Source organism: Undibacterium sp. GrIS 1.8, from assembly GCF_040544445.1.
GTDB lineage: Bacteria > Pseudomonadota > Gammaproteobacteria > Burkholderiales > Burkholderiaceae_D > Undibacterium.
This window is the reverse complement of sequence record NZ_JBEONQ010000041.1, coordinates 12,526-27,036: the sequence shown is the minus strand read 5'-3', so window position 1 is coordinate 27,036 and position 14,511 is coordinate 12,526. Positions and strand designations below refer to the sequence as shown.

Annotated in this window: 12 protein-coding genes; all 12 read right to left on the bottom strand. The window is 42.0% G+C overall.

What is annotated here, in order from left to right:
• Positions 1 to 106: 106 nt before the first annotated feature.
• Positions 107 to 439, bottom strand: a complete 333-nt coding sequence (locus tag AAKU64_RS17160; protein WP_354362530.1) for a cupin domain-containing protein — start codon at positions 437 to 439, stop codon at positions 107 to 109.
• Positions 436 to 1,173: a glycosyltransferase family 2 protein gene (locus tag AAKU64_RS17155; RefSeq protein ID WP_354362529.1), complete on the bottom strand. Its 738-nt coding sequence runs from the start codon at positions 1,171 to 1,173 to the stop codon at positions 436 to 438. Before AAKU64_RS17155 ends, AAKU64_RS17160 begins: the two co-directional genes overlap by 4 nt.
• Positions 1,174 to 1,800 carry an HAD family hydrolase gene (locus AAKU64_RS17150; protein ID WP_354362528.1) on the bottom strand — a complete coding sequence of 209 codons (627 nt, stop codon included), beginning with the start codon at positions 1,798 to 1,800 and terminating at the stop codon, positions 1,174 to 1,176.
• Positions 1,797 to 2,420 carry a PI-PLC domain-containing protein gene (locus AAKU64_RS17145; protein ID WP_354362527.1) on the bottom strand — a complete coding sequence of 208 codons (624 nt, stop codon included), beginning with the start codon at positions 2,418 to 2,420 and terminating at the stop codon, positions 1,797 to 1,799. The genes AAKU64_RS17150 and AAKU64_RS17145 overlap by 4 nt, the downstream gene beginning before the upstream one ends.
• A complete protein-coding gene (locus AAKU64_RS17140) occupies positions 2,417 to 3,175 on the bottom strand; it encodes a glycosyltransferase family 2 protein (protein WP_354362526.1) in 759 nt (252 codons plus the stop codon). Before AAKU64_RS17140 ends, AAKU64_RS17145 begins: the two co-directional genes overlap by 4 nt.
• 2 nt (positions 3,176 to 3,177) lie before the next feature.
• Positions 3,178 to 5,181: a mannose-1-phosphate guanylyltransferase gene (locus tag AAKU64_RS17135; RefSeq protein ID WP_354362525.1), complete on the bottom strand. Its 2,004-nt coding sequence runs from the start codon at positions 5,179 to 5,181 to the stop codon at positions 3,178 to 3,180.
• Positions 5,182 to 5,877: 696 nt separating this feature from the next.
• Positions 5,878 to 6,093: a hypothetical protein gene (locus AAKU64_RS17130; protein ID WP_354362524.1), complete on the bottom strand. Its 216-nt coding sequence runs from the start codon at positions 6,091 to 6,093 to the stop codon at positions 5,878 to 5,880.
• A gap of 4 nt (positions 6,094 to 6,097) precedes the next feature.
• Entirely contained in the window at positions 6,098 to 7,744 is a 1,647-nt protein-coding gene (locus AAKU64_RS17125) for a Wzt carbohydrate-binding domain-containing protein (RefSeq protein WP_354362523.1), read from the bottom strand.
• Positions 7,745 to 7,880: 136 nt separating this feature from the next.
• The gene (locus tag AAKU64_RS17120; protein ID WP_354362522.1) at positions 7,881 to 9,551 is read right to left on the bottom strand and encodes a glycosyltransferase family 4 protein; all 1,671 of its coding nucleotides are present in this window, start codon (positions 9,549 to 9,551) and stop codon (positions 7,881 to 7,883) included.
• Positions 9,551 to 10,735, bottom strand: a complete 1,185-nt coding sequence (locus AAKU64_RS17115) for a glycosyltransferase (protein WP_354362521.1) — start codon at positions 10,733 to 10,735, stop codon at positions 9,551 to 9,553. Before AAKU64_RS17115 ends, AAKU64_RS17120 begins: the two co-directional genes overlap by 1 nt.
• Positions 10,735 to 13,224, bottom strand: coding sequence for an FkbM family methyltransferase (locus AAKU64_RS17110; protein WP_354362520.1), 2,490 nt, complete (start codon positions 13,222 to 13,224; stop codon positions 10,735 to 10,737). Before AAKU64_RS17110 ends, AAKU64_RS17115 begins: the two co-directional genes overlap by 1 nt.
• The gene (locus tag AAKU64_RS17105; RefSeq protein WP_354362519.1) at positions 13,221 to 14,501 is read right to left on the bottom strand and encodes a glycosyltransferase family 4 protein; all 1,281 of its coding nucleotides are present in this window, start codon (positions 14,499 to 14,501) and stop codon (positions 13,221 to 13,223) included. Before AAKU64_RS17105 ends, AAKU64_RS17110 begins: the two co-directional genes overlap by 4 nt.
• Positions 14,502 to 14,511 lie beyond the last annotated feature (10 nt).

The window sequence follows — 14,511 nt, the reverse complement described above, 5'->3', positions numbered from 1 at the left end:
ATCAATCATCGACAGTTTTGAAATGATATTCTTCGAATTATTCAGCACACTCACTGTGAGTCATTCGATCCAGCAAAGGAATATACCGTATGCAAATCCAAAACATCTAAAGTTCAATTTCGACATTGTATTTATCATTAAGCGCGCCTGGCGTTTTTACAACAACATTCACGGCATCTGTAATCGCCTCAAAATCTGTAACATCGCCAGGATCAAGAACAACAATATCACCCTCACTCCACTCATTATTTCCCATTCGAACACGACCCGACAAGATGAGCGTAATTTCTGTGGCCACCTTATGATAATGCGCTGATTCCTTTTCACCGGCCTTGTAGCTCTTAACCGCTACTTCACAGGCTTCAGTGGAAAACGCCGTAGGATTAAATCCACCTACGAACCATCCTTTCACCATGTCCTTAAGATTTGCATGATTCATGATGACCTCGCATGATCAGTTAGGGTTTCAAATTGAATCAACTGACGCTCAGTTTTTAAAGGATGATATTGGTTGGCTTCAATAGCGAAGTTGCCAATTCTTGCTTGTTCAAGCACCAACTCATTTAGTGCCGGGCATATATAGAACAATGAATTTACCGATGCATCTTTCCGAATCATCATTTGTACGGAACGAATAAAGTCTTTGCCTCGAACAAACCAATAAAACCCAACAGTTGCGAGCCTACTGATAGGATTTTTTTCAGCCGCTTCCACAACAAGGCCGGTTGAATCCAAACGAACGTACGAGTAACGCGGATGAACGGATGGAAAAGTAACCACGCCAGCATCGAGCTTGCGCGTATGAAAGTCGTTCAAAACATTAGGAAAATCAATGTCAAGAATTTCGTTCCCATTCAGTATCAATAACTCATCATCATTGTCGATATAGGTGGTGGCAAGCAGCGCAGTACAGGCAGCACCACTCGTGTTTTCAGGGACCCGAATTATTTTTGCATTTGGCAAAAGTAATTCAATAATATTGTCAAGGTGATAGCGACGAATATCCTGTTCGCGGAGAGCTATTACAAAATTAGGATCCTGAATCGTGCTGCAACTCTGTATTAGTTTTTCAATGAGCGGCACACCGTCGAACTCAGTAAGACAAAGTGGGTAGCTTCCATCTTGAGAGTCAAAGGGCGTATGTCCTGCTGCAAGTATAAGAATATTAATCACTCAATTCGCTCCTTCAATTTGTTTAATCCGCTTCAGAATATTTTCGAGGTTAACTTCATTAACATCTTTAACGACCAACACATGCGCCCCCGAAGCCATTGCAGCTTTAATGCCATTATCGTTGTCCTCAACAATCAGGCACTCATTTGGTGTCAGGCCAAGCTTAGCGATAGACGTCAAATAAATTTCGGGGTCAGGTTTAGGGAGAGTTACATCACTGGCTGAAACAATTTGATCTAAATATGGGGTCAATCGAGCTTTATCCATCATCACTTCAACGGTATTTCGGATCGAATTAGAGGCTACCCCCAGCTTATAACCCTTCGATTTAAGCGTTGACAATGCATATTCATGCACAAATCTGGGCTTGCATTGTGCGTAGACCATTTCCATGGTGTACACCTGCTTCATTTCGTTAATAAACGAATGAAGTTCACTCGGCAAACCACGTTCAAGTGAAAGCATTGCCAGTTTTTTGCTGGTTGGCAAACCGTCATAGGTAGTGAGGTGCGAGAAACGGCTAATCTCGTAACCAAACAAACGCAGCGCGCGATTGAGCGCATCGTAGTGCCATTCTTTTGCTTCAATAAGGACGCCGTCCATATCAAATATAACCGCTTTAATCATTGGGAGGCTCCAAAAAAATTACGGGCAAGCTCTGGATTATCTGTGCAAAGCATAAGCGCAGGATGCTTAGAAATGGGCAACAACAAATGCCATAGTGATTCATAACTACGGCCATGTAGTTCTGGCGATACGACACATACTTTTTTTCCACTACGCAGCAGATCTTCAATAGTTTGGGCGTCATACCAGATTTCTGAAAATGCATCGAGCCAAACACCTGCTGACTGTTCGATCCAGGCAGGTTGTTTTTCCACTTCACTCATTCGAGTAAATACCGGAACACCGGCCTTCAAATAAGCATACATATCAGGGATCGCCATATCGAAGACGAACCAATTGCTTAGTTTCGTAGTCTGCATCGCTTCGACTAGAGGTTTAATTAAGCCGTCCGCCTTAATATTCAGAGCAAACGGCAAATTGCGATTATCTACGATACGCAAGAATTCGGACAATGACATCTCATTTCCGTCTGGCATATCGTGAGAAATCACCAGCTCTCCATTTCGGTCGCGAATATCAGTTTCTGTACCAAAACCCAATCCGAAGGATCGTTGAAACGCAACTTCTTTATTTTTTTCATTAAGTTCTTGCCAGTAACCGCGGTGACTCAACACATTCATGCAGATCCCCCAGTTACACGCTGCGAGACTGGCAATGCCAGAAACAGATTCAAATCAGCAGGTGTTCCAAGTCCATACATGCCGGCACAAACACTCCCAACGTTATGGATGCCAATATGTTTCCCCTCTTCGATCAGCTGATTGTAAGTTGGTGCAACATAGAACTCACCATTCACACGAAGATTTTTAGCAATCAACGCCTCGGCCGATCGAACGAAATCACTACCATGCTTGAAATTATAGATCCCCACTGTAGCCTCGGAAGAAATCACTTCCTTCTCCGCAACGGTGGTTACCAAGCGTTGTTCATCAAGACCGACAAAAGACCATTTAGGATCATCTGCTGTCATCGTCATAATCAAACCATCCAAATTATCTTCAGACATCTGTTTAATATATCTATCAATAGACAATTCAACGTATTGATCACTGTTTGCAATCATCAATTCATCATCGTTGTCTATAAATTTTTTTGCGGTCAATACTGTGCACGCAGCGCCTTCAGTAACACCGTCGATTTGCAGCACCTCACAACCAGGCGCCCATGCGGTTAGCTTGTCAGTCAATTTGTAGTCTGCGACGTGTACCCTCTGACAAATAAAAATGAAACGGTGTGGTGTTAAAGGACGCAGATTATCTATTACAAACTTAATCATTGGAATTCCATTAATTGGAATCAACGGCTTGGGATCTTTATAACCTTCTTGCGCAAAGCGGCTACCCGCGCCGGCCATTGGAATGACGATATTTAACATGCTTAAATCCTATTGGTAATCGATATATTTGATGAGGGTGTATTAAAGACAAATCGTTCAATTTCCCCAACGTCATGAGTCATATGAATAGTGGGTTGTATTGAAAATTCATTCCTTAGGATTGCTGCCAACTCTTCTATCTCCTCAGAAAAATCGCTAAATTGGACATTCGGGTCATTTATTTTCTGAAATATCCTTTGATTGCTCTGTCCACTCGTCATATCAACATTATGGAACGTTGCATTAAATTGAAAATCAGCCCCTGAAGAAATGTCAAAAAAATATTTATGAAGCAAATATTTTTCCGTTAAAAAGGCCCGTTTAAATAACCTGCTATCGGTCAAAAATTTAATTAGATGATCACCTAATGCTCCATTACAAAGGACAAATTTGCCCGCAATTGCAATTTGCCTTACCGCATTGAAAAAAATGGAAAAAATTGGCCAGTCGTGCAAAAATGGCGCAGAAAATAAAGCCTGTTCAGGAATTAGAGATTGATATCCGAAAGCGAGAATATTGAAATTCAAAAACTTTTGGATATCTTTTTTTGCACCAAAATACACTCTATCATTCCAAAAAAAGAATATTGGATATTTATTAGACATCCATATGTGGTTGCCCATGATTCCAATTTTATGATCAAAAATTTCAAACTCATCCTTGCACGGCTTAACATAATCTCGCTTTTTCAAAAAGGCAGCAATATCTTCATTAACAAATCCATGCTCAGGATTATTTTTATCCGTTCGCGCACGTAAAATAAAACTATTATCCGGGCATGCTTCCAATCCATTTTTAATGGCTATTATTTGATGCAAATAATGACCGGCACAAACAATATCCGGTTCATCCGATTCCACCACAATGAACTTATATGAAATAATCGCGGATTTAATTAATTCGTATTTATCCAATTCCCCTTTCCAAGTTGAAAAAACCACCTGATCTAAGTCACCTGAACTTTTAAGCGTATTAAAAAACGCCAATTTATCTAAAAGGATGGATTCATTTCGGACCACACCAGTGATGAGCCCCCATGCTGGTATGTGTAGATTATCTATTACTTTGGCCGCATGCAAATCAGAGGAAACACTGGATTCACTGGATTGATCAACAGACATATCACCCCACGCCGAATTACCATGGCCAGCTGCTTTAATGGCACCACTGGCTCCGAACCACGAACGAATATCGTTCCAGCCAATATTTACGGTGACCATGGCTGCAGACTTGGTATCACTCATTAATGCATTGTTGATCGACTCGGACGGACAGATTCCATAAATATTCTCATCCAAGCGACAAAAATCCAGATCACGGATACTTTGCTCCCACGCATGATGGGCAGCCTGATAAATTCCCGGTCGGAAGACCTGCAGCTCGTGCAAATAAACAGCTGCCTTAAACGCAAACATACCACTGCTCCAGAAAAAATCTCCGGACGCCAAAAACGCCTTGGCCGCTTCCAGATCAGGTTTTTCGGAGCAACGCGCAATCGAGTAAGCTGGATGATCCACATCCAGCGCCGCGCCACGTTCGATATAATCAAACTGGGTGGAAGGTGCGTCTGGCTCAATACCAAACGCTACTAAATGACCTTGCTTCGCCAGTAGGTGCGCGCAATGAATCGCTTTATGAAACGCAGCAACATCAGCAATAATATGATCTGCCGGTATCACTAGCAGCACTGCATCGCCATCCTTTTCTTGGGCTGCAAATGCGGCGACGGCCACTGCTGGAGCAGTGTTACGTCCGACCGGCTCTAGTATTTCCATCAATGGCTGCTTGTCAATTTTTCGCAGTTGTTCGGCCACTAAAAACCTGTGTTCGTTATTGCAGACGACCAGCGGTTTCTCTATTTCTGGGAAACCACTTAAGCGCAGCACTGAGTCCTGAAATGGGGTATTTTGCGACGGCAATTGCAAAAAATGATTTGGTAAGCCAACATCAGACAATGGCCATAAGGAAATTCCAGAACCACCGGAAAGTATGACTGGATAAATCATAAATAATCTTTAAAAAAAAATGATGGTAAAACAACTGAGAATTTGCCGTATAAATGTTTGCCGTATCGGTTGAACTAAAGTTGAAATGGCCGATTTCGGAAATGGACAAACCAATGCTAATCTAAGATGCACATCGGCATAACCAGAATTCAGAATATGGCATTCAGCGCCGCTTAGTTTTAAAGAATATTTCAGCAAGTTAGGACCAGAAAAGAATGCCGGTTTCAAAACCGGCGAGGTAACATCGAATAAGTTCATTACTTACATGTACTGGTCCATTATTTATGTCATTAAATCAGCCTTCACTTCAGCTTCACCTCGGCCTAACAAACAAGCGTACCATTACACCGATTAAACTAATATTCCAACGACCATTATAAAAAAATTACAGTCGTGGAGATATGATTGCCGCTCGGCAGAAAACTTCTAATAATCAGCTGGGTGACGGCTAAATTTTTTGAAAATTGTGCGCCATTGCTACAGAGCGGTATGATACAGCGCCTAGCCATTTTTACTTATAACCTAAATAGGGTATTTTGAAGGCGAAAAAATTGCGCTGACCTACGCCATCAATGAATAAAGGAGCGCGTCAAAATGCTGTGACATTCCGGAAAAAAATTTTTACAAGTAACGAATTAACACAATTAATTTGGCAGACCAAAATCCGTCATACAAATCAAAAAAATACTTAATTTTTTATATGTCTTCAAAAGACTTTTTTATAAATGTTGGATTTGCAGGCGCAACTTCAGTATAGAAAAGACCATTTAATTCCGAAAAACCCATATTTTTAAAATAACTATGGCAACTAAAGTTTTTACCGGTGTCTACAATTTTACCAACAGCTGTTCCATTTTTTTCAAAAATCCGCTTTACTGGAACCCGACCGGCAGCATATTCAAAAAGAATCATTTATTCAGCTCTGACGTTGTATATCAATCGAAGAAATGGACAAGTCGGATTCGGAATCAACCCATACCCTGATTTCTAAATCTGTGCAAAAATTATTCAAGGTAAAAACAATTGAAATCAATTTTGATTCTTCATTTTGCCCCAACAAAGCTGCTCCAACTATTATGTTTGCTCCTTTATTAATTGCAACATCCATGTGTGCGCCAGTCAATCCCGCCGCCCCAACTTTGCCATAAATGTTGACTTGATATTGACCTGCCGCTATTGCAACGTAGGGACCAAAAATCAAATATCCGGCTCTGTTTGTGCTACAAATGAAATTATCAACAATAGACCCGATCTGTGTCCGCAAACGATTGTCATCTGCCATGAAACTAAAGCTTTCAGGCAATTGTTGTTGTTTAAGTCGAATTGTCGTTGGTAGATTTGAATAACCAATTCCTATCATATTTTCTAGGTGACTAACTTGAAAATCGCACATTACGTCGTACCAAGCTAACTTCTGCATTTGACCATCGTCTACTTGTTCATTCATGGCAAAACCTGCGGTATAAGCTCCTGCTGGAAGATCTGCAATCAAATAATAAGTAGCGCGATACAAACCAGAAGACAATAGTTTGAATGATTGCTTTAATATTGTGCTATTAATTCCAAATGCCCATCGGCGGTCACTATCATAAATATGCATCCCTAATTCCAGGTCTTCCACTTCTTTTGTCAATAAAAAATCAACATCAAAAGTCAATCCTTGTCCATGTTGCACATAGAGGCCTTCACGCAACACAGCAGAAATAATGGAAACATCTAACGTTGTAAGAATTCGATTTTTATTAAGTTCATATTTCACCAAACTTTGTTCTGCCAATGAAAATGGCTCACTGTTCTCAATTCGTTCAACGGTGGCTCGCCATTCAACGACTTCCGAATATAAAAGCAAATCTTGCTGATTAAGTTCAATAATTCGTTGTCGCAAGACTGGTGATAGGCGATCCACCGGCAGCCGGTGAGCAGTGACATTTACTGGTGCAATTGATTCAACAGCAGGTAACCCAATCAAGGTTGCCAAATCCGAGAGAAACTGAGGCAACTGTTCATAAAGACCAACAATTTGATAGTCTCGCAATACTGTCATTGCGCATTCAATTTCACTTTCAATCGATATTCCAGAAATTTTTTGCACCTGAGAGAAATGGTGGACATAATAATTGGATATAGAAGAAACTATGTCTTTCGAGAGCACTTCGCCATCGCTTCGCAAAAATTCTCTAGCAGCTTTTTTATGCTTGGCGAGTTCCAGCGTATCTGGAACGGTATTGTCTGCATAAAATAACCATGAGGAAACCCGGTCAATCGGATCACGCAATAACGTTAAATACTGATATCTAGGATCCAATTCCACATCAAAATTAATGTGAGCGCAAATTATTGGATACAATCCGCCATATCTACGAATCAGATCCGAGTGCGTTCCCATGAGATTGTCTGTTACGGTGCCAGATCCTAAAGAGGCCTTCAACCATGACGTAACGGCCATGCCTCCAGTCTTGCCAAGATGATCGAAAATAACTCTGCCAGAAAATGGCTTACTCTTTCGCACAATAATTGGATCCCAAATTAGTTCTAAATAGTCGATAGGAAAAAACGCACTCATTCAAGTTTAAACCGAACAAACGTAGCACTGCCTGACATTGCTTCTGAACCTACAAATAATGCTCTCGAGCGAAATTGCACAAATTAATCACAGAATCTTGAAATTGTCCGTAACAATGTTTCAAAAGCAATCGTATCTATACTCGATTAATCTTGACCAATGTAATAGTCATTCCGAGTAAATTGTTACCCCTTACGCGCACTTCTAAGTCATCATAATCCGACTCAACATTTATCCGTATGGTAGCGAGGCAACCACTATCACCTAGCGTCGTAATTAAACTTTCACCAAGAACGCAGCCACCATGTTCAGCGACTACATCCAGTACAGTACCGTCACCGTTACCATGTCCCGTTTGTCCAAAAATTGAAACATCATAGCTGCCTTTCGGAAGTGCTCGGTGTGGGCCATACAACAAAAAGCCGTGCTCCCCTGATGCTACGATACTGCCACCAACGTGAATCCCTGCCTGGGTACTCATATCGTAACCGGGTAACCACAGCCATTCCTTTTTAGGATTCGCTACTAATTCATCGATTAAATTGGATACCACTTTTGCGGTTTGACTCCACTTACGGACTAGATATTTTTGCTTAACGCCCAATTCAATTTCAGAAATCAATAACGGATTTTCAAGTAAATTAAGAATTGCATCTGCCCATGCCTGTGGATTCCATGGATCAACGTATTTAACAAGGTCACCACCAACTTCTGGAAGGGAACCATAGTTAGAAGAAATCACAACTTTACCGAGCGCTAGCGCCTCTCCGACGGGCAATCCCCATCCTTCGTAAAGCGAAGGGTACACGCAAAACAATGCCCTCTTATAAAGTTGATTCAACTCAGCATCGTTCACATGATTAAGTTGCAAAATAAACCCATGCGTTAACGGATCAAGTTCTATGTCCTTCAGTAAATCTCCAACACCCCAACCCGGCATTCCTACAAACACTAATTTGGGTAAAATTTTGTAGTGCCCAGCTTTTGCTAGAAGATGGTAAGCCCGATAAAGAACCTCGTGATTTTTTCTGCGTTCTATCGTTGAAACGAAAAGGATGTAAGGCTCCTCTACGATATCCAAAACTTGCTTTGAAATAGCGCCTAATTCACTCGGAACATTGTCACCTAGCGGTATTACGCAAGTCTGACGTGCTGGGGCACCAAGTTCGGAACACAAAGAAATGTAATCTCGTTTAGTTTGCTCCGAAATACAAAGCACAGCTTCTGATCCCCAACTCAGTTGCGTAAAGTACTCTTTAAAACGTCGTGCTACCTCACCTACACAATATTGAGGAAAGAGAACAGGAATCAAATCATAGCAGCAAGTTACAACTCTAATCCCGTTCTCCTTTTGGAGCTGGTAAAAATGTTGCGAGTAAGGCTGATCCCAATCAAGTCCAATAGAGATTAGGATATCTCCTGCAACTGGTTTATGTTTAGAACTTTTTTGTGTTGGTATTGAAAGCGAAATATGCTGATCTGCTTCTTTAATTTTGAACTGACTTAAAGCCTTAGCAAGAAATAGTCGGGCCAAATCGAAAGAAGCACTATCAGGCAAAATTGCATCCAAAGCCACTTCAACTTCTTCGGTTTGACCAATCTTCGGTGAAATATATTCAATAAATTGTCCGTCGATCCATGCGCAACGTTTGAATCGAATATCGCCGTAGATTTTATTTAATTCGTCGCAAAGAGCCATTTCGACTCGAACAATTCCAACAGGTGGGCGCGTCCAGTTTGCGCTAGTAGTAACGTTAAACCAAATAGTAGGTTCATAATGCGAAAGTGGCGTCATTTTGTTAGCCATCAATAGTTTCCAATCATTTCCGTTAAAGGCAATAGAGTGTGCTCCCAAAGCAAAATCCGCCGTTTTTCCTTTTCGATTGTATCGAGTTGCAAAGGCAAAGCACTCATCGCACTCTTGATCGCTTCGCAAAAACCCTCTGACGTGTCTTCTACTCTAACCCCTGTAGAATTTATGAACGATTCAAACCCGCGCATCGCGCTTGATGTTGCCACCACATGCTTGCCTGTCCAAAGTGCCTCCGCGGTCTTAAGATTTGTTCCTCCACCATGTGTAATTGGCAAAACAATTACGTGTGCAGTATGCAAAAGTCCCTGAAGAGATTCGTCTGATACCACGCCGGCCGAAATGAAATTTTTCTGGAGTCCGGCAGTCTTTTGGAATCTGGTATCGTCGGAAATATTTGATCCTGCACCTCCGGCAACTACCAAACGTTCGTCAGGCGCAAAGCAACCAACCCCACCACCAAATATATCGAAAAAACCGCTGATATTTGGCGGATGGGCACTAGCGCAGTAAAGCGAATTCTTGTGCTGACCTGTAATTGTGTTTGCCTCTTTAATGCCATTTAACGCAACCGGAGTTTCCCTTACGCCGTTCTGGGCGAGGACAACTAAACCTTTTGTTTTATCACGACTCCATTGAAGATCATTCTCAGATACGCAACAAACCCCATCAGCCTGCTGCAAAGCGTTCAATTCGCAGGCCAGCACCTTTTTCGCACCGTCTTCAGCCACAGTAGTGGTCAAGTAAGTCTTCAAAATATCGTACTTTAGTTCGTGCTCGATGTTCTGCGATCCGTAAAAAATTTTAACACGTTGATTTAACCGCTCATTTCTGTAGCGAATTGCAAACTCAAAAAGCCATGGTTGTTCAACATGAATTACGTCTGGCACAATATCGATTAAATCAGCCAGTTGGGTGAAATATTTGTCATTCGAAGCAAACAATTTGCCAATGGCCCAATCATCCATCAAGAATGGATTCTCGATGAATTCAGTTAAGGCGGCAAACCCTGGGTAACTCACAAAATTAGGGGTTAGTGGATAGGATTCACTGCCTAACACTCCAGCCGATCGCACATTATGGCCTGCTTCGATCAGCAGACGAGCGATATTAAGAAGCCGATGTTGTCCGCCATGCCGCGGAATATCGAACGGATAGGTACTCAAAGTCAGGATATTCATTAATTAGCCTCGTCCTTATTTTTTGAGTGTGAACCTATACTTTGATTAATTCGATACACATAATTTTCAAATGCACGCAAATTTTTCATGTGGGATTTGACAGTCAATGAAAACATCAACACGGCAGCCAATGTTCCCAAAAATGGAATATTTAAAATATTATTCATAATTGCATACACCTTAAGTCCCTGGATGCGAATGTCATTCTGCTTAGCCTCAGGCGATTTCATAATTTGAACCAAGATATTTTCCTTGCTTATGCCACTTCGAAGACGTTTGAGGTAATAACTCCCCCCCTCATCATCAGGGGATCTCTTCAAAATTGCCAAATAAGCTGCGCTGATAAATTCAGAATCGTAAAAACGATCGAAATTACACACATGGTATATGTTGTCTGGATTGGTCTTAAATGAGGTTTGAGAACTCATTGGCATTTTAAAATTTCCTTCACTCTCGTTATGCGATCTAATCGATTCTAGTTTCTTGGCGATATAAAAATCTTTACAAACAAGTTCTACATTTACCAACGATGATGACCTCGATGCGGGCGCAACGAAATTTGAATTGGATGATCGAATCCACCGTAGAGGTGCGGTGAACCGCCAAGAAAAGGTCTGCTTCATCTTCTCAATTTCACCGACGCAAAGTGCAACTAACCCACTCTGCTGGCTAACATCTTCATTCAACGATAATTCTATTTGACGTGCTATCGAGAGCTGCCTCTCCAAATCGACCATAGCTTGTTCAAAGTGTACGCGCTCATTTTGTATCGTTTCAAATTTTTGATTGGAGATTTTCTCACGCACGTCGGAATTATCTTGCAATATTTGCAATTTTTCATTGTAATCCAGAACCAGTACAGCCCTATCTTCAACTACTTTTTGCTCAATATATTCCAAGTGTATTGCAACTTCTTGCTCACGTGCTCGTTGCTCAACCTGCATTGCACGGACTTGCTCTTTATGAGCTTGTGTCTGTTCTGCCAGCTCTTGTTTCGCTTTCTGCAAAACGACCTGCAACTGTCCAGCAAATTCCTGTTCTCGTGAAATTTGGCTACTCAGGCAACTCTCAAGCTCAAGCCGCAGAACTTTGGACTGATCAATGTGATGTTGTAACAGCGCTGCCTTTTCGAATTCAGCTTGCTGCTGCATGGCCAAAATCTTCTCAGCAAATTCCTGCTCTCGTTGCGCCTGGGATTGCAGTAATCTGACAAATTCCTGCTTTTGCGCTTCTTCATTGCTAACCCGATTTTGCTCGCGTTGGAGATAGTCACCTTGCAAGTCATGCAGAGTCTGACTCAAACTCTTGATACGCTCTTCGTTGAGCCGATCACGATCGGTATGAACCCGTTCAATGCTTCGTAGATTCTCTTGATGCACTGAATAAGATTGCTGTTGAATAGTGAGAATTTGTTCAGCAACTTCCTGTTCTCTTTCCACCTGCGATTGCAACATGCTAACAAGTTCATGCTTTTGATTTTCTACTCTATCGGCGCGAATTTTTTCACGTGCTGAAAGATCAATATGCAAGTCACATAATTCTTGGCTCAATTTGATTATGCGTTCATTATTTAACCGGTCATGATCGGCCCTAAGAGTTTGTAACTTATTAATTGTTTCAATCTGACTCAATTCCAAGGCATGCTTTTGCGAAGCATGTTCCTGATTTAATTCCGACAAGGTTTGGTTAAGCCGCCCTATCTCGCTCTTATCGGCCAAGGCTCGCAAATTGCTCTCTGCAGCAAGGTTATTGATATGCTCATTGTGGCGAGAGACAATTCGTTGATGAAACTGATTACTGGCCGTTCCATTCAGACTAAAACCATCAAAAACATTCGGTGGCGACAAAAATGAATCCTGCAATTCCGGGTGTGCCTCCGAAACATAATAGCGATTTAAACCATCAAAATAAACAGAGGTGTAGCCATACCCAAGAAGGATTCGCTCCCAATCTTCATGAGTATCAATCTGTGTTAATGGCAATGTGCTTTCAACCACCACTACCCATGGGCGTACGGTAGATGGCGCCCAACTGGTCAAAACTTGTTCTTCAAAACCTTCTACGTCGATTTTTAGCCAGTGAAATTCGACCTCTTTGTTAAAATTAAAAATAGCATTAAGGGTAAGGCTAACGACAGAAATTTCACGTACATCAAAGCCACGTTCGCGATGCTGTTGCGCTATGACCGGGTCACCAGTTGAAATTCCAGTTTCAAGAATTTCAAAAAATCGAATTACACCTGGCTCAGTGCTGATAGCTGCCTGAATTATTTCATCGCCAGGTCGCTGCAGTCTCAACACTTCCGCATAACGAGGTGTCGGCTCTACATGTATTCCCTTCCAGCCATGCTCATGAAAAGCCAGACTCACAGAATCTACAACAGGGTCTTGAGCACCTATATCAATATAACGACCATTTTGGATATGGCCCAATGCACGCCACAGCATGACATCTTCAAAATTTTGGGCATATGAGGTTATTGCTGTCATACTTGACCTTTACTCAAAGCTGTTTCAGTTTGGTTGTCATCAAAAACCATGTCCACAGGATCCTTTTCATAATCATAGAATTGCCGCAATAACTGATTCAATTGCCAGCAAGATTCACGCCAGCTAATCCAACTGGTGTTATTTACGGCGCTGGATTCGGCATCAAGATTGCGCAACCAACCCGAAAGCAATTCAACCAGATCGTTTGATTCCATTCCATTAAAAAAACTAACATTACTTCCAGAAATCTCCCTGAATACAGGTATATCACGCGCCAAAACCGGCTTATTAAAATACGCGGCTTCAATCAGCGGCAACCCAAATCCTTCCCCCTTAGAGGCAACAATCACGCCCTTACAACCCTGATACAACGATCGCAGCACATCATCATTGGCATTGTTCAGCCAATGCAGCCGCTTCCCGGCTTCTGAATGACTATGAAGTCGCTCTATCAGTTGCTCAACTTTCCAACCCTGCTTACCAACAATGACTAAATCAATTTGTTCGCATTTTCCCCATAAAGTTTCAAAGGCATCGATTACATCTGCATGTCCTTTTCGGGGTTCCAAGGTTCCTACCATCAGAATGAATTTCTGCGAAGCCAGCTTCGCTGGAAGAAAGCCGAGCGCATCCGTTGTCGTTCCGTCATCAGTGTTCAATTCGGCACCCAGCTGCATGGCAGCACAAGGCAAATCAGTTTCCCCCAACCTACAAACATCGTGCATCCATACGTCAAAGTCACTTTGAACACTTCGCGATATGGCAACAGTGTTATCAGCCAATATAGCCAGCGCATTCAACCACTTTTTAAAGTTCTTGCTGACCCGGTCATTGAACCATTGTGGTTGCAGCACTGGTAATAAATCATAAATGACAAAAGTCATGCGCAGTCCCTGCTTTTTCCAATCACACAATGCGGGAAGGTGGTGCGGAATAATGTGCGCGGAAAGATCGAGTCCCAAGAAAATATCACCAACATGGATTTGAATCGGTGTAGCGTCAGTAACTGCAGGGCTGGGCTCCTGCAAAAAGTTCACAGGTACCGCTTGATAGAACTTCCTCCTTGTGGCCATTACCGGAACAATTTGAAAACCAACTGGAGGAGCAAGCAATAATTGCTGATAAAGATTGCGCACCACCCGCTGGATACCAGTTTTGGCATCTAAATGGGCAATGGAAGATACGTCGATAATCAGTTTCTTAGGAAGAGACTGAGCAGCAGTATCGCCACTTTTAATTGAGGGAATTCTCAGCCATTTTGCCGGTAAAGTGTTCAACGCGACTGTT

Excerpts from the sequence above, each read along its gene's own strand:
- AAKU64_RS17140 (WP_354362526.1), bottom strand. The coding sequence starts at position 3,175 with ATGTTAAATATCGTCATTCCAATGGCCGGCGCGGGTAGCCGCTTTGCG.
- AAKU64_RS17150 (WP_354362528.1), bottom strand. The coding sequence starts at position 1,800 with ATGATTAAAGCGGTTATATTTGATATGGACGGCGTCCTTATTGAAGCA.
- AAKU64_RS17110 (WP_354362520.1), bottom strand. The coding sequence starts at position 13,224 with ATGACAGCAATAACCTCATATGCCCAAAATTTTGAAGATGTCATGCTG.
- AAKU64_RS17145 (WP_354362527.1), bottom strand. The coding sequence starts at position 2,420 with ATGAATGTGTTGAGTCACCGCGGTTACTGGCAAGAACTTAATGAAAAA.
- AAKU64_RS17125 (WP_354362523.1), bottom strand. The coding sequence starts at position 7,744 with ATGAGTGCGTTTTTTCCTATCGACTATTTAGAACTAATTTGGGATCCA.
- AAKU64_RS17115 (WP_354362521.1), bottom strand. The coding sequence starts at position 10,735 with ATGAATATCCTGACTTTGAGTACCTATCCGTTCGATATTCCGCGGCAT.
- AAKU64_RS17130 (WP_354362524.1), bottom strand. The coding sequence starts at position 6,093 with ATGATTCTTTTTGAATATGCTGCCGGTCGGGTTCCAGTAAAGCGGATT.
- AAKU64_RS17160 (WP_354362530.1), bottom strand. The coding sequence starts at position 439 with ATGAATCATGCAAATCTTAAGGACATGGTGAAAGGATGGTTCGTAGGT.
- AAKU64_RS17120 (WP_354362522.1), bottom strand. The coding sequence starts at position 9,551 with ATGGCTAACAAAATGACGCCACTTTCGCATTATGAACCTACTATTTGG.
- AAKU64_RS17135 (WP_354362525.1), bottom strand. The coding sequence starts at position 5,181 with ATGATTTATCCAGTCATACTTTCCGGTGGTTCTGGAATTTCCTTATGG.